Origin of the sequence: Sphingomonas sp. H160509 (assembly GCF_024124765.2) — a bacterium.
Taxonomy (GTDB): domain Bacteria; phylum Pseudomonadota; class Alphaproteobacteria; order Sphingomonadales; family Sphingomonadaceae; genus Sphingomonas.
On record NZ_JAMXSR020000002.1, the window covers coordinates 1,109,206 to 1,134,751 of the forward strand.

Consider the following 25,546-nt stretch of genomic DNA (forward strand, 5'->3'; position numbering starts at 1 on the left):
TCAGCGAACCTTGACGGTCGGCACCACCGACATGCCGGGGCCGATCGGATAGCGCTTCGGATCGGGGCCGTTCTTCGCATCGAACACGATACGGACGGGGACGCGCTGGACGACCTTCACATAGTTGCCGGTCGCGTTCTGCGGGGGCAGCAGGGCGAACGCCTGGCCAGCACCGCGCTGGATCGAGTCGACATGACCCTTGAAGTCGACGCCCGGATACGCATCGACATGGATGTCGACGGGCTGGCCGATCTTCATCAGCGTGAGCTGCGTTTCCTTGAAGTTCGCCGTGACCCACATTGTGTCGGGGACGATAGCCATCAACTGCGTGCCGGGCGCGACATAGGAGCCGACGTTGACCGAGCGGTTGACGACCTGGCCTGCGACCGGCGCGGTCAGGCGGAGATCGCCGATCGTGACGTTCGCCTGATCGACCTGCGCGCGGCGGGCGTCGATCACCGACTTGGCCGCGCCGACCTGCTTCCTGGCGACGCTGATCTGCGCGGTGGCTGTGTCGATCTGCTCGCGCGCGGCGGCGGCATCGGCGGCGGTCTGGCGAGCGGTGGCGCGCGCCTGATCGAGCTGTTGACCGGCGACCGCGCTCGCATCGAGCCGAAGCAACGCCTCGTAGCGCGCGAGATCCTGCTGGGCCTTTACCGCGGCCGCCATCGGGACGCGCGCCTGTGCGGCGGCCTGCTGGCGCTGTGCTTCGGCGGCGGTGACCTGCGCTTGTGCCTGCGCGAACTGTGCGCGGGCCTGCGATTCGTTTGCCTGCGCCTCGGCGACCTGCGCGTCGCGGCCGGATGCCTTGATGACCGCGAGCAGGCGGCCCGCTTCGACGTGGCGGTTGTCGATGTCGGCGACCTGGACCAGCGTGCCCGCGACCTGTGGCGCGAGACGGACGATGTGCGTGTCGACGAACGCATCGTCTGTCGACTCGAACTGGCGCGCGTGAAGCCAGTAAAGCACGCCGCCGATGATCAGCCCGCCGACGACAATGACGAGGATGATCCAGAAGAGCGGCTTCTTGAAGACCGACGGCTTCTTGTCGTCGCCCTCGGCCTTGTCGTCGGACTCGTCCTGCTGTTCGGTGTCGGACTGCTGATCCTTGCCGTTCGGATCGTCCTTGCGATCCTCATCGTCGTGGTTGGCGTCGGAGTGGTTCGTCTGGTCGGTCATGCCTGGCCCTGTTCTTCAGCACGCATCGAATCGAGAATGGCGTCGATATTGGCGTCGATACGCGCCTTAATATCGAGGATGTCGTTGGGTTCGAGCGTGTCGCGCTCGAGCAGCTTGAGGCAGGTCGCGCGGTTCGCCCGCAGCGTGATCACCTGCCCCATCAAGGTGATCGTCGCGATCCTGCCGGTGCGGATCTCGGCGCAACCGGTGGCGATGCAGACAAGGTCGCTGAGCCTGCGCACCATCTGGCCCATCACGCCGCCATAGATGCGCTCGAACGCCTCGCCCGGCTTCATCTGTTCGCGGAGGACGAACAGCGTCCAGTCGGCGCTCTCGTTGCTGGCCATCTTGTCCGCAAGCCGGCCGAAGATGCGGTGGATCTGGGCGCGGGCTTCGCTGGCGTCGTCCGCTGCTACGTCGTGCGACAGCTCGGACGGGTCGCCCATCACGGCGGACATGCGGTCGGCGATCCGGTCGGCGGCGGCGAGGTACAAGCCCTCCTTGCCGCCGTAGTGATAGGTGATCGACGACATCGCGGTGCCGGCCGCCGCGGCAATGCCGCGCGTGCTCGCCCCCCTCCAGCCCCTTGGTGCCGAATTCGCTGATCGCGATGTCGAGGAGTCGGGATTGGAGCACGGGGGGCGTTTAGTTCGATCGAACGAACCAGCCTAATGAAGAAAGCGTCATGTTGTGTGGAGGAGTGATCAGCAGGTCACGCGGCCTTTCCCCGCGCGCCCGTCATCCTGACGAAAATCAGGATCCAGAGCCATGGGGTGCGACGCTCGTTACCCTGGATCCTGACTTTCGTCAGGATGACGGATCTTTGGGGGCGAAGCATGCCGCCAGATAATGTTGCCTGCAGCGCCAGAAACAGCAACGCCGGCCCCTTCGTGCGAAGGAACCGGCGTAAATCTGGTGGGCGCGGCTGGGATTGAACCAGCGACCCCACCCGTGTGAAGGGTGTGCTCTACCACTGAGCTACGCGCCCGAAACTCGTTCGGAAGCGGGCCTTTAGGCAGACCCCGTCCACCTGTCCAGCCCTATCGACACCGGTCCTAGTTGACCGCGTCCTTCAGGCCCTTGCCGGCCTTGAACTTGGGCTGCGTCGAGGCCTTGATCGTCATCGGCTCGCCGGTACGGGGATTGCGGCCGGTCGACGCCTTGCGCTTCGAGATCGAGAACGTGCCGAAACCGACCAGGCGAACCTCGTCGCCCTTCTTCAACGATGCCTCGATCGCGTCGAACACCGCCTCGACCGCCTTGACCGCGTCGGCTTTTACCAGCCCGGACGTGTCGGCAACCGTCGCGATCAGCTCCTGCTTGTTCATATAATCCCCCGGGGAAAAACTCGGATCGGCCACGATGGACTCGCGACCGCAATCAGCGCGCAATAATGCGGCGGCCCCGTCTGCTGTCAAACGAAACCGCCGTATTGCCGCTTACGATCCAAACATGGATCAGTGGTGAAGACCACCCCCGACCGGCGCGATCGGTGCCGGCGGCAGTGCCGCCAACTCGTCCGCATCGGTCCACTCGATCGCTTCGAGCGGCTCCGTGAGCGCCAGACGAAGCACCTCGTCGACATGCGAAACGGGGATGATCTTCAGCCCCGCCTTGATGTTCGCCGGAATCTCCGCGAGATCCTTCTCGTTCTCGGCCGGGATCAGCACCGTCTCGATCCCGCCACGGAGCGCGGCGAGCAGCTTCTCCTTGAGGCCACCGATCGGCAGCACGCGACCGCGCAGCGTCACCTCGCCGGTCATCGCCACCTCGCGCCGGATCGGCACGCCGGTCAGCGTCGAAACGATCGACGTGACCATGCCGATACCCGCCGACGGACCATCCTTCGGCACCGCACCCTCGGGCAGATGGATGTGAATATCCTTGCGCGCGAACAGGCTCGGCTTGATCCCGTAGCTCGGCGCACGCGCCTTCACATAGCTGAACGCGGTCTCGATCGACTCCTTCATCACGTCGCCGAGCGTACCGGTGAGCTTGGCCTGCCCCTTACCCGCGACCGTCACGCTCTCGATCGTCAGCAATTCGCCGCCGACTTCGGTCCAGGCGAGGCCGGTGACCGCACCGATCTGATTCTCGGTCTCGCCGAGCCCGTGGCGGTACTTCTGCACGCCGGCATATTCGCCGATGTTCTCGGGCGTGATCGTGACGCTGGTGGTCTTGTTCTCGAGGATCTGGCGCAGCGCCTTGCGGCACAGCTTGGCGATCTCGCGCTCCAGCGTACGCACGCCGGCTTCACGCGTGTACTGCTGGATGAGCGTACGAAGCCCCTCCTGCGTCAACGTGAACTCGCCCGGCTTCAGGCCGTGCGCCTCGATCTGCTTATCGACCAGATGACGCTCGGCGATCTCGACCTTCTCGTCCTCGGTATACCCCTCCAGACGGATGATCTCCATGCGATCGAGCAGCGCCTGCGGCAGGTTGAGCGAGTTGGCCGTGCAGACGAACATCACGTCCGACAGGTCTATGTCGACCTCCAGATAATGGTCCTGGAATTTGCCGTTCTGTTCCGGATCGAGCACCTCAAGCAGCGCCGAGGCGGGGTCGCCGCGGAAGTCCTGGCCGAGCTTGTCGATCTCGTCGAGCAGGAACAGCGGGTTCGACGTGCCGGCCTTTTTGAGGTTCGTCACGATCTTGCCCGGCAGCGAGCCGATATAGGTGCGGCGATGCCCGCGAATCTCGGCTTCGTCACGCACGCCGCCCAGCGACTGGCGGATGAACTCGCGCCCGGTCGCCTTGGCGATCGACTTGCCGAGCGAGGTCTTGCCGACGCCCGGAGGGCCGACGAGGCACAGGATCGGCCCCTTCAGCTTGTTGGTACGCGCCTGCACGGCGAGATACTCGACGATCCGGTCCTTGACCTTCTCGAGCGCATAGTGATCCTCGTCCAGCGTCACCTGTGCGGCGGCGATGTCCTTCTTGATCTTCGACTTCTTGCCCCAGGGGAGGCCGAGCAGCACGTCGAGATAATTGCGTACGACGGTCGCCTCGGCGCTCATCGGCGCCATCGTCTTGAGCTTCTTCAGCTCCGACGTCGCCTTGCCGCGCGCTTCCTTGCTCATCTTGAGCGTCGCGATCTTCTGCGTCAGCTCGGCAATCTCGTCGCCTTCGCCCTCGCCGTCCTCGTTGCCGAGTTCGCGCTGGATCGCCTTCAACTGCTCGTTGAGGGTAATATTCGCGCTGCGTCTTCTCCATCTGGCGCTTGACGCGGCTCTTGATCTTCTTCTCGACCTGAAGGACGCCCAGCTCGCCCTCCATCGCCGCGAACGCCATTTCGAGACGCTTCGACGGATTGGTTTCGAGCAGGATCGCCTGCTTCTCGGCGACCTTGATCTGGACGTTTGCGATTACCGCGTCGGAAAGCTTCGACGCGTCCTCGATCTCCGAAAGCTGCACCGACGTTTCCGACGAGAGCTTGCGGTTGAGCTTGGCGTAGTTCTCGAACTGGTCGACCACCGAGCGCATCAGCGCGATGAGTTCCGGTCCTTCGACCTCGGCGTCGGCGACCGGCTCGACCGTTGCGGTGAGGAAGTCGCCGCTTTCGTCGAGCGTTTCCAAAGTCGCGCGGCCCTTGCCCTCGACCAGCACGCGGACGGTGCCGTCGGGCAGCTTCAGAAGCTGGAGCACGGTCGCGGTGACGCCCATCGAATACAGGTCGTCGCGCGAGGGATCGTCCTCTGCGGGATCGACCTGCGCGACGAGATAGATCTCCTTGTCCGCCGCCATGGCCGCTTCGAGCGCGGCAACGGACTTATCGCGGCCGACGAACAGCGGCACGATCATGTGCGGGAACACGACGATGTCGCGAAGGGGAAGGACGGGGTACTGGGTCATGAACGCTCCGGTGGGTGCCTGCATGGGGGGCATAATCTACAGCTTATATGGTGAGGATGAACCGTCCATCAATTGGTTGGCGGTGGTTAGGGGGTTTTCGCGCGTTGCCAAGCGCCGGCCGTTCCCCTGCGAACGCAGGAGTCCAGGGTAACGGGCGGCGGTATTCGTGATCCTGGGCTCCTGCGTTCGCAGGAGAACCGAAGGTGCCGGATCGCACTTGTGCGCGAGCCGCCCAGGCGCGAGAACGCGGCATGATTTCGCGCTTATTACTCGCCGCCAGTGCCACCGCGCTTCTCGCCGCCGCCCCGCTCCCGAAGAAGGGCGAGCCTGCGATTACCGCGCAGACGCAGCGTTCGGGTGGTGTGTTAACGCCCGAGCAGACCGCGCTTCGGTTCGACAGCGCGGACCTGGCGTTCGAAGTGCTGCCGGAGACGGAAAGCCTGAATGGCGTGGCGACATTGGTCTTTACGGCGAAGGCCCCCTCACCCGCCTGCCGATCGACCTCGACCGCAATCTTCCGGTCAGCGCGATCGCGATCGACGGCGTCCCGCTCGCTCCGTCGGCGTGGAGCAATCCCGAGGGACGGCTGACGATCACGCTGCCCAAGCCGGTCGCGGCGGGCAGCAAGGTCACCGCGAAGATCACCTATGGCGGCACGCCGCACGTCGCGGTGAAGGCGCCGTGGGACGACGGGATGGTCTGGTCGAAGACGCCTGATGGCCGCACCTGGTTCGCGACGACCGCGGAGGGCTATGGCTGCGACCTGTTCTGGCCGTGCCTCGACTTTCCGACCGGCGAACCCGCGCTGGTGACGCTGCACATCACCGTGCCCAAGGGTCTGAAGGCACCGTCGAACGGCGTGCTGCTCGGGGTCGATATGCTGGCCGACGGGCGGACGACGTGGAACTGGCGCGCCAAGCATCCCAACACCTACGGGATCGCGCTCAACGTCGGGCCGTATGAGGAGATCAGCGGCACCTACAAGAGCCGCTTCGGCAACAGCATTCCGATGTATTACTGGTATTTGCCGGGCGAGAAGGTGCAGGCGGAGAAGCTGTTCGCCGAGTTCGCGCCGACGCTCGATTTCTTCGAGAGCATGATCGGGCCCTACCCGTTCGGCGACGAGAAGGTCGGCGTGGTCGAGACGCCGCACAAAGGCATGGAGCACCAGACGATCAACGCGTACGGCAACGAATATGCCAAGGCGCCGGAGGGGTTCGACTGGCTGTTCCAGCACGAGTTCGCGCATGAGTGGTTCGGCAATCAGCTGACCGCCGCGAACTGGGACGATTACTGGCTGCACGAGGGGTATGGCACGTACATGCAGCCGCTCTATGGCCAGTGGCGCGAGGGGCGTGCGCGGTACGCGACGATCATGCAGACCGAGCGCGCGTCGATCATGAACCTCAAGCCGATCACGCAGCAGCGCATCACCACCGAGGAGGAGGTGTACGAACTCGACAAGGGCGGTGCTGGGCAGGACATCTACTACAAAGGCTCGTGGATGCTCCACACGCTCCGGGCGCTCATCGGCGACAAGGCGTTCTTCAACGTCACGCGGCTGGCGGTGTATGGGCGCGCGGATCCGAAACCGGGCAATTTCGCGCCGCGGTTCGGGTCGACCAAGGAATATGAGGCGCTCGTCCGGAAGGTGACGGGGCAGGACTATGCATGGTTCTTCGACGTCTATCTCAGGCAGGCGGCGCTGCCCGAGCTAGTGGAAACGCGGACGGGGAATATGCTGGGTTTGGCCTGGAAAGTGCCGGGTAACGGCCCCTTCCCACTTCCGGTGCAGGTACAGATCGACGGCAAGACGCGAACTTTGCCGATGACTGGCGGGAAGGCGAGCTTGTCGGTCCCCGCGGGCGCGCATGTCGTGGTCGACCCGGACGCGCTGGTATTGCGTCGGAGTATCGCATTGGAGGACGTGGCTGCCTGGAAAGCCGCGCAAGCTGCGAAGGCCAAGCCCCAATGACCTTTCCACCGTTCCCCCGCGAAGGCGGGGGCCCAGGGTCCCCGGAGACGATGCCCGTAACTCCTGGACTCCTGCGTGCGCAGGAGAACATCTGGGGATCGCGCGCGGCAGAGATGGCTGCCATCTTCATGGTTGGGGACGGGTTGATCGGCTTGCTCCAACCCAGCCGCCACGTCGATCTCTGGAAAGACGATGCGCTTGGCACCGAGAAACTGGTGAAGCCCTTCGTCGACCGGCCCGGCCGCCGTCGCCTCTACGCCGTCGTGCAGATCGCCGCCGGTCTCGCCTTGGCTGCGCGCCAAAAGCGATGACCCTGCCGCGGTGGCCCCTGCTGGCACTGGCGCTCGCCGGCTGCGGTTCGAGCCCTGATGCCGGCACGACCAGCCAGATCGCCAGCGGCGAGCGCATCTTTCGCCGCTGCACCGCCTGCCACACGATCGGGCAATATGCGGGCGATACCGATGGGCCGAACCTCTACGGCGTTATGGGCGGCCCAATTGGCGAGCGGCGCACACGCTTCTCGTACACCGCTGGGTTGAAGTCGCTGGGCGGGAACTGGGATGCCAAGCGCATGGACGCCTGGCTCACCAACCCGCGGAGCATGGTGCCCGGCACGACGATGGCGTTCGCAGGTTTGCCCGACTCGAAGGATCGCGCCGACGTCATCGCCTACCTTTCGACACAAGGTCCCTGAGCTTACGGCACCACCGTCGTGAACAGATAGGCGGCGAAGATCACGAGGTGAACGACGCCCTGCAACACCGTCGTCCGCCCGGTGCCGAGTGATAGCGTGGCGACGAACAGAGACAGCGCCAACAGCGTCATGCTCTTCGCGTCGATGCCGAGCGCAAGCGGCAGGTCGAGCGCCAGCGACACGATCGCCACGCTCGGGATAGTCAGCCCGATCGTCGCCAATGCCGAGCCGAGCGCGAGGTTGAGGCTGGTCTGCAACCGATTACGCCGCGCCGACTTGTAGGCTGCAAGGCTTTCCGGCGCGAGCACCAGCGCTGCGATCACCACGCCCACCACGGTCAGCGGCAGGCCGGCACCGAGCACCGCCGCCTCGATCGTCGGCGACAGCGTCTTCGCGAGTAGCACCACCGACACCAGCGCAACCAGCAGCGCGGCGAAGGCGATTCCCGTCGCGCGCCCCGATGGCGGCGCGGCGTGGTCATCCTTGTCGTCGGTCGACGGCAGGAAATAATCGCGGTGGCGCACCGTCTGCACCAGCACAAACGTCCCGTAGAGGATCAGCGACACGACCGCGACGAAGATCAACTGCGACGACGCGTAGGTCGGGCCCTGCGTCGACGAGGTATAGTTCGGCAGGATCAGCGACAGCACCGCCATCGCAGCAAGCACGCCAAGCGCCGCAGTCATGCCCTTCAGCGTGAAGCGCTGCTCATGATGCCGCACCGCGCCCGCGAGCAGGCAGATGCCGATGATGAAATTGAGGATGATCATGATCGCCGCGAACACCGTGTCGCGCGCGAGCGTGGTGGCGTCGCCGGCGTTGGAGAGCATCAGCGAGACGATCAGCGACACCTCGATCACGGTGACCGCGATCGCGAGGACAAGCGTCCCGAACGGCTCGCCCACCTTGTGCGCGATGACCTCGGCATGATGAACCGCGGCGAGCACGCTGCCGATCAGCACGATCACGGCGGCGGCGGTGCCGAGCGTGCCCATCTTGGCGAGCCCGACAAGGACGGCGAGCAGTCCCAGGCCCGGTGCGATCAGCGTCCAGATCGGGAGCGCCAGACGGTCCGGCATCGTCTCCACCACGTGTTCACTCGGTCGGTCGGCCACTTCGATCGCCATGCATGCTCCCTCGTTCCACTTGGTCAACGAATGCGTGAAGGCCGATAAGGGTCCGAGTCGGGGCGATTGCGGGGCGATCAGGATCGGCTAGGTTACGGCGATGCTGGCTTCCGATCTCCTCGAAACGCTCGTCATAACCGTCGATGCGATACGGGATGCTCAAGACCCGTGGTGGGTCATTTCCAGCGCTGCGGTAGCGCTTCACGGGGTGGTGCCGATCGAGGTCGGCGATGTCGATGTGTTGATGAGCGTGGTGGATGCCCAACAGGCGATGGACCAGCTCGGGGTCGTGCCCATTGAGGACGGTGCAAGCGCTCTCTTCCGGTCGATGCTGTTCGGGCGGTGGGAGACGCCGCCTTTGGTCGTCGAGATCATGGCGGGGTTTCATGTTGCGACAAGCGCGGGTTGGGCGGGGGTACTGCCTCGGACGCGCGTGCCTGTCCTCGTCGGAGGGTCCGTCGTTTATGTGCCTGATCGTGCTGAACTGGCCGAGATGCTCAGGCTGTTCGGACGTCCCAAGGACTTGGAGCGGGCTCGGCTTTTGACCTGAGGACCGTAGTGGCGGCGCCGGCCGCACGCGGGTCCCGACGTCGTCGCCGCGAACCCTACAATGTCCCCCAAGATAGAAGGAACGCCAATGGTGTAGTGGGTGAAGACGGGGCATATCGTCCGTTCTCTCTGGGTCAGGTCACATCCTGTCGTTCCCCCGCGAAAGCGGGGGTCCAGGAGACACTACCGCTACAGCCTGGTACCCTGGACCCCCCGCCATCGCGGGGGAACAGTCAGAAGAGCAGCCCGCGCTCTGCCCCAAACGAAAAAGCGCGCCGATCGCTCGACGCCCCTCTCCGTATCTCAACCAACTTCGCCTTAAGCAGCGTCGCCGGTCTTCTTCTTCTCGGCATAGACGCGGATCGGTTCCTTGCGGCCTTCGATCACGTCCTTGTCGATCATCACTTCGTCGACGCCGTCCATCCCGGGCAAGTCGAACATCGTGTCGAGCAGGATGCTCTCCAGGATCGAGCGAAGCCCGCGCGCGCCGGTCTTGCGTTCGATGCCCTTCTTGGCGACCGACACCAGCGCGTCGTCGGTGAAGCCGAGCGCGACGTCCTCCATCTCGAACAGCTTCTGGTACTGCTTGACCAGTGCGTTCTTCGGCTCCTTCAGGATCTTCACCAGCGCGTCGACGTCGAGATCCTCGAGCGTCGCGATTACCGGCAGACGGCCGACGAACTCGGGGATAAGCCCGAACTTCAGCAGATCCTCGGGCTCGACCGACTTCAGCGTCTCGCCCGTCTTGCGCTCGTCCGGCCCGGCGACATACGCGCCGAAACCGATCGACTTGCCCTGGAGGCGATCCCCGATGATCTTCTCAAGACCCGAAAACGCACCGCCACAGATGAACAGGATGTTGGTCGTATCCACCTGCAGGAATTCCTGCTGCGGATGTTTCCGCCCACCCTGCGGCGGCACCGACGCGGTGGTGCCTTCCATCAGCTTGAGCAACGCCTGCTGCACGCCTTCGCCCGACACGTCGCGCGTGATCGAGGGGTTCTCAGCCTTGCGCGAAATCTTGTCGATCTCGTCGATATAGACGATCCCGCGCTGCGCCCGCTCGACGTTGTAGTCGGACGCCTGGAGCAGCTTGAGGATGATGTTCTCGACGTCCTCGCCGACGTACCCCGCTTCGGTGAGCGTCGTCGCATCGGCCATCGTGAACGGCACGTCGAGGATGCGGGCGAGCGTCTGCGCGAGCAGCGTTTTGCCGCAACCGGTCGGCCCGACGAGCAGGATGTTCGACTTGGACAGCTCGACATCGGCACCCTTGGCGCCATGGTTGAGCCGCTTGTAGTGATTGTGCACCGCCACCGACAGGACGCGCTTGGCGCGCTTCTGGCCGATCACGTAATCGTCGAGGACATCGCAGATCTCCTGCGGAGTCGGCACGCCGCCGTCCTTCTTGGACACCAGCGCCGACTTCGTCTCCTCACGGATGATGTCGTTGCATAGCTCGACGCACTCGTCGCAGATGAAGACCGTCGGCCCGGCGATCAACTTGCGGACCTCGTGCTGCGACTTCCCGCAGAACGAGCAATAGAGGGTGCTCTTCGAGTCGCCACCGCTCAGCTTCGTCATTCAATCACCTCTCGCGCATGTCGGTGCACGTGCCGTTTCCGGGGCCGCTACCGTAACGCACCCCGGAGTTCCTACAATCAAATAAACCGGCGGGGTCTACGATTCGCCCCATGCCAGTGTCGCTTAAGCGGGTTTCGCACCATCCTCGGATACCGCCGGACGCTTGTCGAACACCTCGTCGATCAGCCCGAAATCCTTCGCTTCGTTCGCTTCGAGGAACGTATCGCGGTCCATCCGGCGCTCGATCTCTTCGATCGGCTGGCCGGTATACTGCGAATACAGTTCGTTCATGCGCTTGCGGATACGCAGGATCTCGCGTGCCTGGATCTCGATGTCGCTGGCCATGCCCTGTGCACCACCCGATGGCTGATGGATCATGATGCGTGCGTTGGTCATCGCGACGCGCATGCCGGGCTCGCCGCTCGCGAGCAGGAAGCTGCCCATCGACGCGGCTTGGCCGATGCAGACGGTGCCGACGCGCGGACGGATGTACCGCATCGTGTCGTGGATCGCCATGCCCGCCGTGACGACACCGCCCGGCGAGTTGATGTACATGAAGATGTCCTTCTTCGGGTTCTCGGACTCGAGGAAGAGCAGCTGCGCAGTGATCAGCGAGGCCATGCCGTCCTCGACGCCACCGGTCACGAAGATGATGCGCTCGCGGAGCAGGCGCGAGAAGATGTCGAACGAACGCTCGCCGCGGTTCGACTGCTCGATGACGATGGGAACCAGGCCTGCTTGCGTCTGCTGCAGGCCGAGCCCGGCGCTGGCCAACGGGCTCGCGAAATCGCCGGTCTCGAACGGATTGTGCATGGAAATCTCTCTTATGCCCCAGTGAACCGCTAACATCGGCGGTCCGAGAGGGGAGTTCAAGCCCTGCCTGCCGCTGGGGGCTTTGGGGAAAGGGAGGGCACGCATGCGCTTGTGCGTAGGAGCGTGCGGGGAGGTTGGCGGATCCCAACTTCCCCTCTCCCTCCCGTCGCCGAGTGGCTCCTCCTTCCCTCTCCCCCGGAGGGGCGAGGGAGTTAGATGCCTGGGGCGGGGTAGGCGAGGTAGGCGAGGCGGCGGACTTCTCGGCGGCCTCTTACGACCGTGTCCAGGATCAGGCCGGTGAAGACGTTGAGCGCGGCGAAGATACCGAGGCCGGTGATCAGGATCGCGGTCGGGAAGCGCGGGACCTGGTGAATCTCGATATACGTCAGCACCAGCGGGATGCCGAGGATCAGCGCGAGCAGGCCGAACACGCTGCCGATCGCGCCGAAAAACCAGAGCGGGCGCTCGATCCGGTAGAGCGTCATGATCGTGCGGAGGATGCGCCAGCCGTCGCCGTACGTGCTGAGCTTCGATTCGGAGCCTTCGGGACGCGCGTAATAGGGCGTCTCGACCTCGCCGATCGGCATCTTCAATTCGAGCGCGTGGACGCTGATCTCGGTCTCGATCTCGAACCCGGCGGACAGCGACGGGAAGCTCTTCACGAACCGGCGCGAGAAGACGCGGTAGCCCGAGAGGATGTCGGTGAAGCTGCGGCCGAACAGGCGGGCGAGCATACCGGTGAGCAGCGCGTTGCCGAAACGGTGGCCGCGGCGGTAGCTTTCCTGGACCTGGCTGATGCGTGAGCCGACGACCATGTCGAGCTGCTCGTCGAATACGCGCTTTACCAAGTTCGGGGCGGAGGCGGCGTCGTAGGTCGCGTCGCCGTCGGCCATGACGTAGATGTCGGCGTCGATGTCGGCGAACATGCGGCGGACGACGGCGCCCCTTGCCCTGGATGCGCTCGGTTCGGACGACAGCTCCGGCGGCGCGCGCGACCTCTATCGTGCGGTCGGCGCTGTTGTTGTCGTAAACGTAGATGGTGGCGCCGGGCAGCGCCTCGCGGAAGCCGGCGATCGTCTGCGCGATCGCGGCTTCCTCGTTGTAGCACGGGAGCAGGACGGCGATTCTTGGTTCGGTCATGGCCTGCCCTGCGAAGTTGATAGACGGGATCGGAGATCGAGCAGCAGTCGAAACGTCAGTCACCGAACCATCCCAAAACGCACTTCCCCGGCGGAGGCCGGGGCCCAGTTGGGGAAGGTCCATAACGGAGCTTTGCGCGCCGTTACAGCTACCTTTCCAACTGGACCCCGGCCTCCGCCGGGGAGGTGACCCGATTATGGGTTGAGTGCCTCAATCATGAGGCACTCAGATAGTTTTACGCCTCGGTCTTGGTCGGAGCCTTCTTCGCGCGCGGCTTCTTCACCGGTGCGTCGGCGGCTTCGGTGCCCTCTGCGTTCTCGGCAGCGACCGGCGACGATTCCGTCACGGCGGTCTCCGCTTCGACAGGAGCCGCCTTCTTCTTGGCAGGCGCCTTCTTCGCAGGCTTAGCCTCGTCCGCTGCGTCCGAAGCCGGTGCCTCGTCCGTCACGGCGTCATCCGAAGCAGCCCTCGTCCGAAGCTGGCTTGGCCTTCTTGGCCGCGGCCTTCTTCTTCGGCTTGTGATTGTCGTGGTCATGCGTGTGCGTGCCGCTGGCGAAACCGTCCTCGCTCTCGATCGCGGCTTCCAGCTCCTCGCGCGTGGCTTCGCGGTCGGTGATCTCGGCCTTCTCGAACAGGAAGTCGACGACCTTGTCCTCATACAGCGGCGCGCGCAGCTGGGCGGCCGCCATCGGCTCCTGCTGGACGTACTGCATGAACTGCTGGCGCTGCTCGGCGGGATACTGCTGCGCTGCCTGTGCCAGCAGACGCTGCATTTCCTGGTTCGAAACCTCGACGCCGTTCGCCTGGCCGATTTCGGACAGGAGCAGGCCGAGGCGCACGCGACGCTCGGCAATCTTGCGGTAATCGTCGCGCTCGCCTTCCATCTCGGCCATCGCCGCCTCGGGATCGGCCTCGTGCGTGGCTTCGTGCTGGAGCTGCGACCAGATCTGGTTGAACTCGGCTTCGACCATCGACGGCGGCACTTCGAAGTCATGACCCTCGGCGAGCTGGTCGAGCAGCTTGCGCTTCATGTGCGTGCGCGTGAGACCGTTATGCTCCTGCTCGATCTGACCCTTCAACAGCCCCGTGAGCTGCTCGAGGCTCTCGAGACCGAGCGACTTCGCCAGATCCTCGTCGATCTTGCTCTCGCCCGCGGTCTTCACCGACTTGACGGTGATGTCGAACGTCGCCGGCTGCCCTGCGAGCGACTTCTCCTGATACTCCTCGGGGAAAGTCACGTTGAGGACCTTGTCGTCGCCGGTCTTCACGCCGACGAGCTGATCCTCGAAGCCTGGGATGAGACGACCCGAACCGAGCTCGACGCCCATGTCGGTGCCCGTGCCGCCCTCGAACGCGACGCCGTCGGCGGTCTTGCCGACGAAATCGACGGTGACGAGATCGCCCATTGCCGCGACGTAATCGTCAGCCGCGTCGTCCCACTTCTTCTGCTGGTCGGCAAACTTCTGGAGCTGCTCGGTGACCGCGTCGTCGGCGACGGGCACGGTCAGGCGCTCGAGCTTCAGGCCGTCGATCGCGGGTGCGGGGACCTGCGGGAGGACCTCCATCTCGACCTTGACCACGGCGTCCTTGCCGAGGTCATAGCCGTCTTCGAGCTCGACCGAAGGCTGCATCGCGGGGCGAAGCTGCTTCTCGGCGACGAGCGTCTGGACGCTCTCCTGGATCGCCGCGTTCAGCGCGTCCTGCGTCAGCGCCGGGCCGTGCATCTTGCGGATGAGGTTCGCCGGCACCTTGCCCGGACGGAAGCCCGGCATCTTCATCTGCGGCGCGAGGCGCTTCAGCTCGACATCGACCTTGGCATCGATATCCTTCGCGGTGATGGTGAGCGTAAAGGCGCGCTTGAGGCCCTCGTTCAACGTCTCGACAGTCTGCATGTCCGGCCTTTGTCTAAAAGAGCATTCAGGATAATTCTTCGGGCGGTCGCCTCGCCTGCGCGGCGGGCTGGTGCGGGCGAAGGGACTCGAACCCCCACATCTTGCGATACTTGGACCTAAACCAAGCGCGTCTACCAGTTCCGCCACGCCCGCACAGGACATCGCCGTAGCGGGCGCGTCTATACCAACGTTGCATGCGGGGGCAAGCAGATAGGCAACTCCCGGTGATTACGGGCGTTGAACATCCAGAAGGAGAGACATCATGGCTACCCAACCCCCGGCAGAATTTCCGACCCCGACGTCGCCCGTCGAGCCGACCGCGCCGCCGCCCGAGTTCAATCCGCCCGCACCGGACGTCGATTTTCCCGCGCCGGGAAGGCCGTCGAACGATCCCGCACCCGTCCAGCCGGAGTTTTGAGCATGAGTGATCCGCATTCCGGCACGAACCCCCGAAACGCTCCCCGAGGATCGTGACGAGGACACCCGCAGCGACATCGAACAGGCGGTTGAGACGCGGTCCGACGCGGCCGAGCGTGGCGAAGGCGGCGACGAGCCCGAGACGTTCACGGATACCGGCATGCCCGATGGCGTCGGTGGTACCGGTGGCGTCGTGAAGAACCAGGACAACGACGCGCAGTAAGCTTGCGTCAGCAACCATACAGGCGGGGGTGGCTATATATACGATGCCATCCCCGCTGATCAGGACCCGATAATCTCCACGATTCCCACCTTCGCCGAGCACCAGAGCCTCTATATCGCGCTCGGACTCGCCATATTGCTGCTGATCCTGGCGCAACGCATCCCCATCATCCGCACGCTCGTGAATCTGGCGATGACGCTTGTCCTCGTCGGACTGCTGTTCGTCGCGGTCGATCAACGGCGCCAGTTTGATCCCTATGTCGGCAAGATCGCGCGGTTCCTGAAGATCGAGGACCGGCAGGTGGTCGGCGGCGAGGTTCGCATCCGCATGTCGCCGGATGGGCACTTCTGGGCACGTGCGACGATCGACGGGGTGAGCCAGCGGCTGCTGATCGACAGCGGCGCGACGATTACAGCGATTTCGGAGAAGACGGCGGAGACTGCGGGGGTTGAGGCACGGGTCGGCGTGGTGCCGATCGTTTTGCAGACGGCCAATGGGTCTATCGCGGCGAAGACGGGGAAGATCGCGAGTTTGCGTCTCGGTGCGATCGTCGCGCGGGATTTGCAGGTGGTGGTGTCGCCGGCGTTTGGCGAGACCAACGTGCTGGGGATGAACTTCCTGTCGCGATTGGCGTCGTGGCGGGTGGAGGAGAACACGCTGATCCTGGTGCCGCATCATCCGCAGAAGGTGGACGGGTAACGCTCTTCCGTCCTGCCCTCGCCTTCAATCCAACCCACCCAACTACCGCCACCCCGGCGAAGGCCGGGGCCCAGGTGGAAAGGTCGCAGTAACGAAGCGCAGCGTTCAATTCGCGCCGTCCCCCAACTGGGCCCCGGCCTTCGCCGGGGTGGGGTTGGTAAAGCGACCGAACTTCACTTCTGCTAGTTCCCTCGCGAACGCGGGGGCTCAGGAATCAAGCAGCGCTGCGCTCCGTTACCCTGGACTCCCGCCTTCGCGGGAGAACGGACATGGGCGGAAAACCGGTAGGTGCAGGAGAGCGCGAAAGTCGGTAGCTTTACGAAGCCGCCGACTCCCCAAGCATCCCTTTCAGAACCTCGTTCACCACAGCAGGGTTAGCCTTCCCCCCATCGCCTTCATCGTCTGGCCCACAAAGAACCCGAACAGCTTGTCCTTGCCGCCACGATAATCCGCGACCTTGTCCGCATTCGCCGCCATCACCTCGGCGATCACGGCCTCGATAGCGCCGGTATCGCTGGTCTGCTTCAACCCGCGATCCTCGACCACCTTCGCCGCGCCGTCGCCGGTTTCGAGCATCACCTCGAACACCTGCTTGGCGAGGCTCCCCGACAGCGTGCCGTCCGCGATTAGCCCCAGCAGTTCCGCCGCCTGCGCCGGCGACACCGGCGAATTCTCGATGTCCTTGCCGGTCCGGTTGAGCGCGCCGAACAGCTCCGACGTCGTCCAGTTCGCCGCCGCCGCGGGCTTCACGCCAGCATCGAGCAACGCATCGAACCACCGCGCCGCCTCGACCTCGGCGGTCAGCACCGTCGCCTGATACGCGGTGATCCCGAGCGCCTCGTACCGCGCGCGCTTCGCATCCGGCAGCTCCGGCAACGACGCACGGCACTCGGCCAGGAACGCGTCGTCGAGCACCAGCGGCAACAGGTCGGGATCGGGGAAGTAGCGGTAATCATGCGCGTCTTCCTTCGACCGCATCGATCGCGTCTCGTTGCGATCGGGATCGTAGAGTCGCGTTTCCTGCTGGATCTTGCCGCCGGCCTCGAGCACCTCGACCTGACGCCTGGCCTCCTGCTCGACCACCGCCATCACGAAGCGCACCGAATTGACGTTCTTCGTCTCGGTCCGCGTGCCCAGCTCGTCGCCGGGCTTGCGCACGCTGACGTTGACGTCGGCGCGCATCGAGCCCTCTTCCATGTTGCCGTCGCACGATCCGACATAGCGCAGGATCGATCGCAGCTTCCGCAGGTAAGCCCCTGTTTCCGCTGGCGAAGCGAGATCGGGCTTCGACACGATCTCCATCAGCGCGACGCCCGACCGGTTGAGATCGACGTACGACTGGGTCGGATGCTGGTCGTGCATCAGCTTGCCCGCATCCTGCTCGACATGGATGCGCTCGACGCCGATCCGCTTGCCCGCGGCATCCGGATTCTTCTCGTCGAGGCTGATGTCGATCGCGCCTTCGCCGACGATCGGATGATAGAGCTGACTGATCTGATAGCCCTGCGGCAGATCGGCGTAGAAATAGTTCTTCCGGTCGAACCGCGACCATTTGTTGATCTGCGCCTCGATCGCCATGCCGGTGCGGACCGCCTGGCGGATGCACTCGCGGTTCGGCACCGGCAGCATCCCCGGCATCGCGGCGTCGACCAGCGACACCTGCGTATTGGGCTCCGCGCCGAACGCGGTCGCCGCGCCCGAGAAGAGCTTGGCGTTCGACGTCACCTGCGCGTGCACTTCGAGGCCGACCACGACCTCCCACTCGCCGGTTTCGCCCTGGATTCTGTAATCGCTCATGTTACCACCAAGCCTCTGGTCGCGCGGTAAATCCTGCTCGCTGTTCGATCGCGAGCCCTGCGTTCAGCACGCCTTGTTCGTCGAGTGGCTTGCCGATGATCTGCAGCCCGGAGCGGCAGACCCTGCTTGTCGAGACCACCCGGTACCGACATCGCCGGCAGCCCTGCGAGCGACGACGGCACGGTGAAGACGTCGTTCAAATACATCGCGATCGGATCGGCCGACTTCTCGCCGAGCGCGAACGCTGCCGACGGTGCGGTCGGGGTGAGCAGCACGTCGCACGTCTCCCAAGCCCGCTCGAAATCGCGCGCGATCAGCGTCCGGACCTTCTGCGCCTGCGTGTAATACGCGTCGTAGAAACCGGCCGACAGCACATAGGTGCCGATCATGATGCGGCGCTTAACCTCGGGACCGAAGCCATCCGCACGCGTCGCGGCGTACATGTCCTGCAAGCCGGCGCCGGTCGGCAGGTCGCGGATACCGTAGCGGACGCCGTCATAGCGCGCGAGGTTCGACGACGCTTCGGCGGGCGCGATAATGTAATAGGCGGGCAGCGCGTATTTGGTGTGCGGGAGCGAGACCTCGACGATCGTCGCGCCGGCATCCTTCAGCCAGTCGATGCCCTGCTGCCAGAGCGCCTCGATCTCCTCAGGCATTCCGTCGACGCGATACTCCTTGGGAATGCCGACGCGCAGGCCGTTGAGATTGCCGGACAAACCCGCTTCCCACTTCGGCACATCGAGCTGCAACGAAGTGCCGTCCTTGGCGTCAAACCCGGCCATCGCCTCGAGCAGGATCGCGCAATCCTTGACGTCGCGTGCCATCGACCCGGCCTGGTCGAGCGACGACGCGAACGCGATCGTCCCCCAGCGCGAGCAGCGGCCATAAGTCGGCTTGATCCCCGAGATGCCGGTAAAGGCGGCGGGCTGGCGGATCGAGCCGCCGGTGTCGGTGCCGGTCGCGCCGGGGCAGAGCCGCGCGGCGACTGCCGACGACGAACCGCCCGACGAGCCGCCGGGGGCGAGCGAGGCGTTACCGCCGTCGTTGCGCTTCCAAGGCGAGATCACGTTGCCGAACGCGGAGGTCTCGTTCGACGAGCCCATCGCGAACTGGTCCATGTTCAGCTTGCCGAGCATTCCCGCGCCCGCGTCCCACAGATTCTGCGAGACGGTCGATTCGTAAGTCGGCGTGAAGCCTTCGAGGATATGGCTCGCCGCGGTCGTGGTGACGCCCTTGGTGCAGAACAGGTCCTTCATGCCGATCGGCACGCCGGCCAGCGGCTTGAGCGTCTCTCCGGCCTGGCGCGCGGTATCGGCGGCGGTTGCGGCGGCGATCGCGTGCTCAGGCGTCTCGACAAGAAACGCGTTCAACGCCTTGGCCCGGCTCACCTTTACGATGAACGCATCGGCGATTTCGCGCGCCTTGAAGGAACCATCGCGGACGCCGTCGCGGATGCCTGCGATCCCGAGGTCTGTAAGGTCGGTCATTATTCGATCACCTTGGGCACGGCGAAGAACCCGTGTTCGGCCACGGGCGCGTTGGCGAGAACCTGCTCGCGGATGCCGCCGCCGGTCAGCGGGTCGGCATTGACGACGTCGTCGCGCAGCCGCAGCGTGTTGGGGATGACGGCGGTCATCGGCTCGATACCGGTCGTGTCGACCTCTTCGAGCATCTCGATCCAGCCAAGGATGTTTCCGAGTTCCGGCGCCATGCGGGCGGCGTCCTCGTCGGTGATCGCGATGCGCGCAAGGCTCGCGATCCGCTTCACGGTTGCAGTATCTACGGACATGCCGTGCGGCTAGCACCGCGTGGCGCGGGCGCGCAACACCCTTCTAGCGCCGCGTCTTGTTCTGGTTCCCCCGCGGAGGCGGAGGCCCAGGATTACCAACGATACCGCCCGAGATCCTGGGCCCCCGCCTCCGCGGGGGAACGAGGCATTTCCGCGCCGCCGCCAGTTTCCCCAATAAGAACGCACCGATTGCAACCTTCCCTCGCTTCCGGCACGGGAGCCTCAACGCCTGCACGGAAGGTCCCGCTTGGCCCGCAAGTTTCTCTATTTCGTCGCCGCGATGATCGTCCTCGCGATCGCCGCCCTGCTCGCCTACCGCCTGTTCGGCACGCAGCTGATGCGCGCGGTGATGGTGCCAAGCGAGACTTTCCAGGCGCAGCGCGAAGCCCCGCGGAACATCTATGCGCGGAAAATCATGTGGCTCGCCCGCCCCGATGCGCCGGGTAATCCCGCGCTGTGGACGCCGCCCGGTTACACGGCTGGCGAGCGCGGCAAGGGTGCGGCGATCTTCTTCATCCACCCGACGTCGTACATCAACCGCGACCACTGGAACGCGCCGATCGACGACCCCGAGACCAATGCGCGAGCGGAACTGTTCCTGCGCGGCCAAGCGAGCGCGTTCAACGAAGCGGGCGACATCTGGGCGCCGCGGTATCGCCAGGCGACGTTCGGCGCGTTCCTGACCAGCGTTGCGGATAGTGAACGCGCACTGGCGCTCGCTTACGGCGATGTGTCTGCGGCGTTCGACCGATTCCTCAAGGAAGCCGGCCCGACCCGCCCGATCATCCTTGCCGGGCATAGCCAGGGCGCATTGCACCTCACCCGATTGCTCCGCGACCGCGTTGCGAACGACCCGAAGCTGAAGGCGCGGATCGTCGCGGCGTATGTCGTCGGCTGGCCCGTGTCGCGCGCGACCGACCTGCCCCGCATGGGCCTCTCAGAGTGCCGCGCCGCCGACCAGACCGGCTGTATCCTGTCGTGGGAGAGCTTTGCCGAACCTGCGGATCCGTCGCTGATTGTCGATGCCTACGATCAGACCACCGGCTTCAACGGCCAGCCGCGAAAGGCCACTCCGATGGTCTGCACCAACCCGCTGACCGGCACCGCCGACGCGACCGCGCCCGCCACCGCCAACCTAGGCACGCTGGTACCGTCCGCCGACCTCAAGACCGCGACCATTGCGATCGGCAGCGTCCCCGCGCGCTGTGCCGACCGCGGCTTCCTGCTGATCGGTGAGGGCCCGAACCTCGGGCCGTACGTGCTGCCCGGCAACAACTACCACGTCTACGACTACAGCCTGTTCTGGGCAAACATCCGCGCCGACGCCAACCGCCGCCTGAAGGCCTTTAAATGATTACGCTCTCCGCCGCGCAGTTCCGCGACGCGCTCCCGAACGGCGGCCGGCTGATCGGCCTCGACGTCGGCACCAAGACGATCGGCACCGCACTCTGCGACGCAGGCTGGTCGTTCGCGAGCCCTGCCCTCCTGATCCGCCGCACCAAGTTCCAAAAGGACAAAGCCGCGCTTGCCGAGATCATCAAGGCGCAGGCGGTCGTCGGGCTCGTCATCGGCCTGCCAATCAACCTCGACGGTAGCGAGAGCCCGCGGTCGCAATCGACGCGGGCGTTCGCGCAGAACCTCAAGGACATGGGCCTGCCCATCCTGCTCCAGGACGAGCGCTGGTCGACCGTCGCGGTCACCCGCACGCTGATCGAACAGGACGCCAGCCGCGCCAAACGCGCCGAACTCGTCGACAAGATGGCCGCCGCCTACATCCTCCAGGGTGCGATCGATGCACTGGTGACGGCGCAGATCTAGCGCGCGACCTGGTAGAGGGTGGACTGGCCGTCGGTCCATATGACGTGCAGGTCGGCGGCCTTTGCAGCCCCTGGCGGGAAACCGATCGTCCAGACGTGTGTGAACGCGGCACGGGGAAACCGTGCGATCGTCTTGGCGAAGTTGGAGCCGACGGTCGAACAGATCGACGGAAAGACGCTCTGGGTCGGGTCCCCGGTATAGGGTGCGGCGATCGCGTAGCGGATGTGCAGCGATTGCTGTCCTTCGATCGCCCATTGCTCGTTGGTGAATGCGTCGCGGCGGACGATCGCGAGGGCTGGAAGGTGATTTCGCCGTGCGTCGTCCCACGCGCCTCCGCATGGCAACTCGACTAACGAGAGTACCGCAGCGCCGTGCGGGATGGCTGCAACAGCCGCGAGTTCGCGTTGTTGTTCGCTGGAGCGTTCGACAAAGCTCAGCGTCGTGCCTGCCAGGCGCAGGACCAGGAATGCGGTGGCCATCACGGCCAGCGTGCGTGCCATTCGCGAATCGCGCGGCGCGATCGCGATCAACCCCAGCATTACCGCGGCGGGTGCCATCCGCATGTCGACATAGGCGCCCCCCATCAGCAATCGTGGGAGGACGACGAACGCTGCGAGGCACAACAGCGCGGGGATGCCCAGCAGCGGCAAGAACCCGAGGCGAGCGCTCCGCATTCCCGCATACAGGATGGCGATCAACGGCAGCAGCGAGAGGAGATCGAACCATGGCCAGTGGTCGCGAAACAGCGAAACGAGCCATACCAGCTTCACCGGTGCGTCGAACCAGCCCTCCCCCACCGAGTCCGCCCGCTGCCGCGCCCGTCCCGGCCCCGATAGACGCCAGCATGACGAGGAGCGGGACCGTCATCGACAGACACTGGATCGCCGCACCGACGAGCGCCGCCGGCCAGCCACGGCCTGCGGTGCGGAGCCGCGCGATGTCCGCGCCTGCCGCCATCAGCCCCAGCAGCCCCCAGCCGAAGCTGTGCGAAATCCATATTACGCATGCGATGGGTACGAAGAGCAGCGCGCGCATGATCAGGCGATCCTGTCGCCCTAGCCGGATCCACAGTGCCAGTGCGCAGAACGCCAGCGCCTGCGACAGCGCGAAGTTGACGAAGCCGAACTGGAACGGCCACGCATAGGCGAGCGGCAACGCGAACATCGCGGTCGGCGGTATGCGCCCATGCGCCTCTCGCGCGGCCCATAACAGTCCGGTGGCGGTCAGCATCGGGATCGCGATCACCGCCAGCTTGGTTGCGACCTCGAAGGGGAACAGGTGCGACAACGCTGGTACGAGCAGGTCCATGCCCAGATTGGGGATCAGCGCCCAGTGGTACGCGTAATAGCGTTGGAGATCGGGCGAGGTCGGCAGCGCCATGGCGATATGCCAGCGGCCCATATGGCCGGGCAGGTCGCCGAGCGGGGGCAGCGCGGGCCATAGCAACGGCACCGCGGACGCCAGGACGAGTGCCAGCGCGAACCACCGCGTTTCCCACCATCGCCCCATCGTCCGTGCCGCTGCGTCCTGCATATTCCCCCCGTTCGCCATCGCCATCCCATGCCCGCGCTAAAATGCGGTTAACCATGCGGATGCAGCGAGGCGTCGCGCGACGCTTGCCCCCTGCCCCCCGCGGACACTATCCCGCGCTTTTAATGCGAACCTCAGATCACCGCCCCGCCGCCCTCATCGAAGGCGGCGCCGTATTCCCGCACCGGCATCTCACCGGTATCGACGGGCTCCAGCCACACGAGATCGCGTTCCTGCTCGACGAGGCGGAGACGTGGGTCGGCGCGAACCGGACGCACGCGACGCCCGACAAGCGGCTCGCGGGGCTCACCCAGATCAACGCGTTCTTCGAGAACTCGACGCGGACGCTGCTGTCGTTCGAGATCGCGGGCAAGCGGCTCGGCGCGGATGTCGTCAACATGCACGCCGCGCAGTCGAGCGTGAAGAAGGGCGAGACCCTGATCGATACGGCGATGACGTTGAACGCGATGCGCGCGGACGTGATCGTGATCCGGCACATGTCGAGCGGCGCAGTGCGGCTGATTGCGGACAAGGTCGACTGTCCGGTGCTGAACGCGGGCGATGGGCGGCATGAGCATCCGACCCAGGCGCTGCTCGATGCGCTGACGATCCGGCGGCGGAAGGGCTCGATCGCGGGGCAGCGCGTGGTTATCTGTGGCGATCTGCTGCACAGCCGGGTCGCGCGATCCAACATCCTGGCGCTCACCGCGCTTGCAGCCGAGGTCCGCGTTTGTGCGCCGTCGACGCTGATGCCACCGATGATCGAGCGGATGGGCGTGCGTGCGTTTACCGATTTCGACAAAGCGTTGGAGGGTGCGGACGTGGTGATGATGCTGCGATTGCAGAACGAGCGGATGGATGGCGCTTATGTCCCCTCCACGCGCGAATACCGACTACGCTACGGCCTGACGCTCGACCGGTTGGCGAAGGCGGCGCCGGACGCGCTGGTGATGCATCCCGGCCCGATGAACCGGGGTGTGGAAATCGACTCCGCGGTGGCGGATCATGCGCGATCGGCGATTACCGAGCAGGTCGAGATGGGGGTCGCCGTCCGGATGGCGTGCCTTGACGTGCTGACGCGAAGAGCGCGCGGCGTGGAGGGGTGGGCATGATCCTCGCACTCACCAACGCGACGCTCGCCTGCCCGGTTGGCGGCGTGACGAAGGGTAATGTGCTGGTTCGCGACGGTGTGATCGTCGCGACCGGGATCGTCGATATTCCGGCCGATGCGGACATCGTCGACTGTGGCGGCAAGACGGTCGCGCCCGGGATCGTCGATCTCGGCGTGGCGAACGTCGACCGTGCCGCCTTCCGCGCTGGCGGGATCGTGCGGATCGGATTGATGCCCGACCAGTCGCCGGTGCTGGACGACCCCGGTATCGTCCAGCGCGCCGCGTTGATCGGCAAGCCAGACCTCTGGATCCACCCGATCGCCGCCGCCACGCGCGGGCTCGAAGGCCACGACCTTGCAGAGATGGCGATCTGTCTTTCGGCTGGTGCGAAGGCGGTGGGCACGGGCAAGCACTGGATCGCCGATAGTGGCGTGATGCGGCGCGCGCTGGCCTATGCGCGTGATCTCGACGTGACGGTGATCGCGCATGCCGAGGATGGCGGACTGACCGCCGGGGCGGTCGCGACCGAGGGCGAGACGGCGACGCGGCTTGGCCTGCCTGCTGCGCCCGCGGTGGCGGAGGCGCTGGCGATCGCGCGCGACCTGATGCTGGCCGAGGATACTGGGGCTCGGATCCATATTCGCCAGGTTACGACGGCTGCCGGATTCGACCTGATCCGGGCGGCGAAGCGTCGCGGCGTCTCGGTAACCTGCGGGATTACGCCGGCCCATCTGCATCTGTCGGAGATCGCGGTCAGTGATTTCCGGTCGTTCGCTTTGCTATCGCCGCCTTTGCGCGCGGAGAGTGACCGGCGGGCGGCGCTCGAGGCGATCGCAGACGGCACGATCGACGTGCTGTGTTCGGGACATGAGCCGCGGGGGGCCCGAGGAAAAGCGGCTGCCGTTTACCGATTCGAGCAGTGGGATGGCGGGGGGCGGAGACGCTGTTGCCGCTCGCGCTGATGCTGGTGCGTGACGAACTGCTGACGCTGGAGCGGCTGTTCGCGTTGCTCGCCAGCAATCCGGCGCGGGTGCTGGGGCTGGATACGGGGACTTTGGAGGTCGGCAAGCCCGCGGACCTGATGCTGTTCGACCGGCTCGCGCCTTGGCAGATCGTCGGGGAAGAGTTTCTGGCGGAGGCGGGGAATACGCCGTTCGATGGCTTGCCGGTGCAGGGGCGCGTGTTGCGGTTGTGGAAGGGTGGGCGCGAGGTTCTGTGAGTCCGTCGCGTCGACTGTATACTTAAGCGCCCCGGCGGAGGCCGGGGCCCAGTTGGGGGACGTCGCAAACTGAGGACAGCGCTCCGTTACGCCTACCTCCCAACTGGGCCCCGGCCTTCGCCGGGGTGGTCGTTGCT

17 protein-coding genes, 2 tRNA genes and 7 pseudogenes are annotated in these 25,546 nt (G+C 65.3%); 11 read left to right on the forward strand and 15 right to left on the reverse strand.

Annotated features, from left to right (window positions below):
- The 5 genes and pseudogenes from NHF48_RS06985 to lon all read right to left on the reverse strand — a co-directional run bounded on the left by NHF48_RS06985 (nucleotide 1) and on the right by lon (nucleotide 5,031).
- Nucleotides 1-1,179, reverse strand: a complete 1,179-nt coding sequence (locus NHF48_RS06985) for an HlyD family secretion protein (RefSeq protein ID WP_253070656.1) — start codon at nucleotides 1,177-1,179, stop codon at nucleotides 1-3.
- The gene (locus NHF48_RS24815) at nucleotides 1,176-1,736 is read right to left on the reverse strand and encodes a CerR family C-terminal domain-containing protein (protein WP_253072358.1); all 561 of its coding nucleotides are present in this window, start codon (nucleotides 1,734-1,736) and stop codon (nucleotides 1,176-1,178) included. The genes NHF48_RS06985 and NHF48_RS24815 overlap by 4 nt, the downstream gene beginning before the upstream one ends.
- Nucleotides 1,737-2,092: 356 nt before the next feature.
- Nucleotides 2,093-2,167: transfer RNA gene (locus NHF48_RS06995), tRNA-Val, on the reverse strand.
- Between the two features lie 67 nt (nucleotides 2,168-2,234).
- Complete coding sequence (locus tag NHF48_RS07000; RefSeq protein ID WP_056048186.1) at nucleotides 2,235-2,507, reverse strand: HU family DNA-binding protein; 273 nt, start codon at nucleotides 2,505-2,507, stop codon at nucleotides 2,235-2,237.
- A gap of 129 nt (nucleotides 2,508-2,636) precedes the next feature.
- Nucleotides 2,637-5,031 (reverse strand): annotated as a pseudogene (lon, locus tag NHF48_RS07005) (endopeptidase La).
- 251 nt (nucleotides 5,032-5,282) lie between these two features.
- Between lon and NHF48_RS07010 the strand changes: the two are divergent.
- The 3 genes and pseudogenes from NHF48_RS07010 to NHF48_RS07020 all read left to right on the forward strand — a co-directional run bounded on the left by NHF48_RS07010 (nucleotide 5,283) and on the right by NHF48_RS07020 (nucleotide 7,700).
- Nucleotides 5,283-7,006: pseudogene (locus NHF48_RS07010) on the forward strand (M1 family metallopeptidase).
- 50 nt (nucleotides 7,007-7,056) lie between these two features.
- On the forward strand, nucleotides 7,057-7,317 hold the full coding sequence (locus NHF48_RS07015) for a hypothetical protein (protein ID WP_253070657.1): 261 nt from the start codon (nucleotides 7,057-7,059) through the stop codon (nucleotides 7,315-7,317).
- Complete coding sequence (locus NHF48_RS07020; protein ID WP_253070658.1) at nucleotides 7,314-7,700, forward strand: c-type cytochrome; 387 nt, start codon at nucleotides 7,314-7,316, stop codon at nucleotides 7,698-7,700. The genes NHF48_RS07015 and NHF48_RS07020 overlap by 4 nt, the downstream gene beginning before the upstream one ends.
- Nucleotides 7,701-7,702: 2 nt before the next feature.
- Here the strand turns inward: NHF48_RS07020 and NHF48_RS07025 are convergent, their stop codons facing one another.
- Nucleotides 7,703-8,827 (reverse strand): calcium:proton antiporter, encoded by a 1,125-nt coding sequence (locus tag NHF48_RS07025; protein WP_253070659.1) that lies wholly within the window; start codon nucleotides 8,825-8,827, stop codon nucleotides 7,703-7,705.
- Between the two features lie 100 nt (nucleotides 8,828-8,927).
- Between NHF48_RS07025 and NHF48_RS07030 the strand changes: the two genes are divergently transcribed.
- Complete coding sequence (locus NHF48_RS07030; protein ID WP_253070660.1) at nucleotides 8,928-9,377, forward strand: hypothetical protein; 450 nt, start codon at nucleotides 8,928-8,930, stop codon at nucleotides 9,375-9,377.
- Nucleotides 9,378-9,694: 317 nt separating this feature from the next.
- Here the strand turns inward: NHF48_RS07030 and clpX are convergent, their stop codons facing one another.
- The 5 genes and pseudogenes from clpX to NHF48_RS07055 form a co-directional block, all read right to left on the reverse strand.
- Complete coding sequence (clpX, locus tag NHF48_RS07035) at nucleotides 9,695-10,960, reverse strand: ATP-dependent Clp protease ATP-binding subunit ClpX (RefSeq protein ID WP_056048170.1); 1,266 nt, start codon at nucleotides 10,958-10,960, stop codon at nucleotides 9,695-9,697.
- Nucleotides 10,961-11,083: 123 nt separating this feature from the next.
- Nucleotides 11,084-11,773: an ATP-dependent Clp protease proteolytic subunit gene (locus NHF48_RS07040; protein WP_107954964.1), complete on the reverse strand. Its 690-nt coding sequence runs from the start codon at nucleotides 11,771-11,773 to the stop codon at nucleotides 11,084-11,086.
- 212 nt (nucleotides 11,774-11,985) lie between these two features.
- A pseudogene (locus NHF48_RS07045) lies at nucleotides 11,986-12,913 on the reverse strand (glycosyltransferase family 2 protein).
- A gap of 235 nt (nucleotides 12,914-13,148) precedes the next feature.
- Nucleotides 13,149-14,805: pseudogene (gene tig / locus NHF48_RS07050) on the reverse strand (trigger factor).
- 68 nt (nucleotides 14,806-14,873) lie between these two features.
- Nucleotides 14,874-14,958, reverse strand: a tRNA-Leu gene (locus NHF48_RS07055).
- Nucleotides 14,959-15,067: 109 nt separating this feature from the next.
- Here NHF48_RS07055 and NHF48_RS07060 point away from each other — a divergent pair.
- The 3 genes from NHF48_RS07060 to NHF48_RS07070 all read left to right on the forward strand — a co-directional run bounded on the left by NHF48_RS07060 (nucleotide 15,068) and on the right by NHF48_RS07070 (nucleotide 16,144).
- Nucleotides 15,068-15,223, forward strand: coding sequence for a hypothetical protein (locus tag NHF48_RS07060; RefSeq protein WP_253070661.1), 156 nt, complete (start codon nucleotides 15,068-15,070; stop codon nucleotides 15,221-15,223).
- Between the two features lie 6 nt (nucleotides 15,224-15,229).
- Nucleotides 15,230-15,445 carry a hypothetical protein gene (locus NHF48_RS07065; protein WP_253070662.1) on the forward strand — a complete coding sequence of 72 codons (216 nt, stop codon included), beginning with the start codon at nucleotides 15,230-15,232 and terminating at the stop codon, nucleotides 15,443-15,445.
- Nucleotides 15,446-15,580: 135 nt separating this feature from the next.
- Nucleotides 15,581-16,144: a retropepsin-like aspartic protease family protein gene (locus tag NHF48_RS07070; RefSeq protein WP_253070663.1), complete on the forward strand. Its 564-nt coding sequence runs from the start codon at nucleotides 15,581-15,583 to the stop codon at nucleotides 16,142-16,144.
- A 316-nt stretch (nucleotides 16,145-16,460) separates the two neighbouring features.
- Here the strand turns inward: NHF48_RS07070 and gatB are convergent.
- The 3 genes and pseudogenes from gatB to gatC form a co-directional block, all read right to left on the reverse strand.
- Nucleotides 16,461-17,941 (reverse strand): annotated as a pseudogene (gene gatB, locus NHF48_RS07075) (Asp-tRNA(Asn)/Glu-tRNA(Gln) amidotransferase subunit GatB).
- A 1-nt stretch (nucleotide 17,942) separates the two neighbouring features.
- A pseudogene (gatA, locus tag NHF48_RS07080) lies at nucleotides 17,943-19,428 on the reverse strand (Asp-tRNA(Asn)/Glu-tRNA(Gln) amidotransferase subunit GatA).
- Complete coding sequence (gatC, locus tag NHF48_RS07085; protein WP_056048145.1) at nucleotides 19,428-19,730, reverse strand: Asp-tRNA(Asn)/Glu-tRNA(Gln) amidotransferase subunit GatC; 303 nt, start codon at nucleotides 19,728-19,730, stop codon at nucleotides 19,428-19,430. The pseudogene gatA and the gene gatC overlap by 1 nt, the downstream one beginning before the upstream one ends.
- A gap of 247 nt (nucleotides 19,731-19,977) precedes the next feature.
- Here gatC and NHF48_RS07090 point away from each other — a divergent pair, with 247 nt between their 5' ends.
- Nucleotides 19,978-21,084, forward strand: coding sequence for a DUF3089 domain-containing protein (locus NHF48_RS07090; RefSeq protein ID WP_253070664.1), 1,107 nt, complete (start codon nucleotides 19,978-19,980; stop codon nucleotides 21,082-21,084).
- Entirely contained in the window at nucleotides 21,081-21,548 is a 468-nt protein-coding gene (gene ruvX / locus NHF48_RS07095; RefSeq protein ID WP_060524389.1) for a Holliday junction resolvase RuvX, read from the forward strand. Before NHF48_RS07090 ends, ruvX begins: the two co-directional genes overlap by 4 nt.
- Here the strand turns inward: ruvX and NHF48_RS07100 are convergent.
- Nucleotides 21,545-22,345 (reverse strand): hypothetical protein, encoded by an 801-nt coding sequence (locus NHF48_RS07100; RefSeq protein ID WP_253070665.1) that lies wholly within the window; start codon nucleotides 22,343-22,345, stop codon nucleotides 21,545-21,547. The genes ruvX and NHF48_RS07100 overlap by 4 nt on opposite strands.
- Before the next feature lie 858 nt (nucleotides 22,346-23,203).
- Here NHF48_RS07100 and NHF48_RS07105 point away from each other — a divergent pair.
- Both NHF48_RS07105 and NHF48_RS07110 read left to right on the forward strand, forming a co-directional pair.
- Nucleotides 23,204-24,190 (forward strand): aspartate carbamoyltransferase catalytic subunit, encoded by a 987-nt coding sequence (locus tag NHF48_RS07105; RefSeq protein ID WP_253070666.1) that lies wholly within the window; start codon nucleotides 23,204-23,206, stop codon nucleotides 24,188-24,190.
- A pseudogene (locus tag NHF48_RS07110) lies at nucleotides 24,187-25,409 on the forward strand (dihydroorotase). The gene NHF48_RS07105 and the pseudogene NHF48_RS07110 overlap by 4 nt, the downstream one beginning before the upstream one ends.
- The last annotated feature ends 137 nt before the right edge of the window (nucleotides 25,410-25,546 follow it).

Bases quoted from the DNA above. Each gene is read 5' to 3' on its own strand.
- NHF48_RS06985 (WP_253070656.1), bottom strand. From the start codon at position 1,179: ATGACCGACCAGACGAACCACTCCGACGCCAACCACGACGATGAGGAT.
- NHF48_RS07000 (WP_056048186.1), bottom strand. From the start codon at position 2,507: ATGAACAAGCAGGAGCTGATCGCGACGGTTGCCGACACGTCCGGGCTG.
- NHF48_RS07015 (WP_253070657.1), top strand. From the start codon at position 7,057: ATGCCCGTAACTCCTGGACTCCTGCGTGCGCAGGAGAACATCTGGGGA.
- NHF48_RS07020 (WP_253070658.1), top strand. From the start codon at position 7,314: ATGACCCTGCCGCGGTGGCCCCTGCTGGCACTGGCGCTCGCCGGCTGC.
- NHF48_RS07025 (WP_253070659.1), bottom strand. From the start codon at position 8,827: ATGGCGATCGAAGTGGCCGACCGACCGAGTGAACACGTGGTGGAGACG.
- NHF48_RS07030 (WP_253070660.1), top strand. From the start codon at position 8,928: ATGCTGGCTTCCGATCTCCTCGAAACGCTCGTCATAACCGTCGATGCG.
- clpX (WP_056048170.1), bottom strand. From the start codon at position 10,960: ATGACGAAGCTGAGCGGTGGCGACTCGAAGAGCACCCTCTATTGCTCG.
- NHF48_RS07040 (WP_107954964.1), bottom strand. From the start codon at position 11,773: ATGCACAATCCGTTCGAGACCGGCGATTTCGCGAGCCCGTTGGCCAGC.
- NHF48_RS07060 (WP_253070661.1), top strand. From the start codon at position 15,068: ATGGCTACCCAACCCCCGGCAGAATTTCCGACCCCGACGTCGCCCGTC.
- gatC (WP_056048145.1), bottom strand. From the start codon at position 19,730: ATGTCCGTAGATACTGCAACCGTGAAGCGGATCGCGAGCCTTGCGCGC.
- ruvX (WP_060524389.1), top strand. From the start codon at position 21,081: ATGATTACGCTCTCCGCCGCGCAGTTCCGCGACGCGCTCCCGAACGGC.
- NHF48_RS07105 (WP_253070666.1), top strand. From the start codon at position 23,204: ATGCGAACCTCAGATCACCGCCCCGCCGCCCTCATCGAAGGCGGCGCC.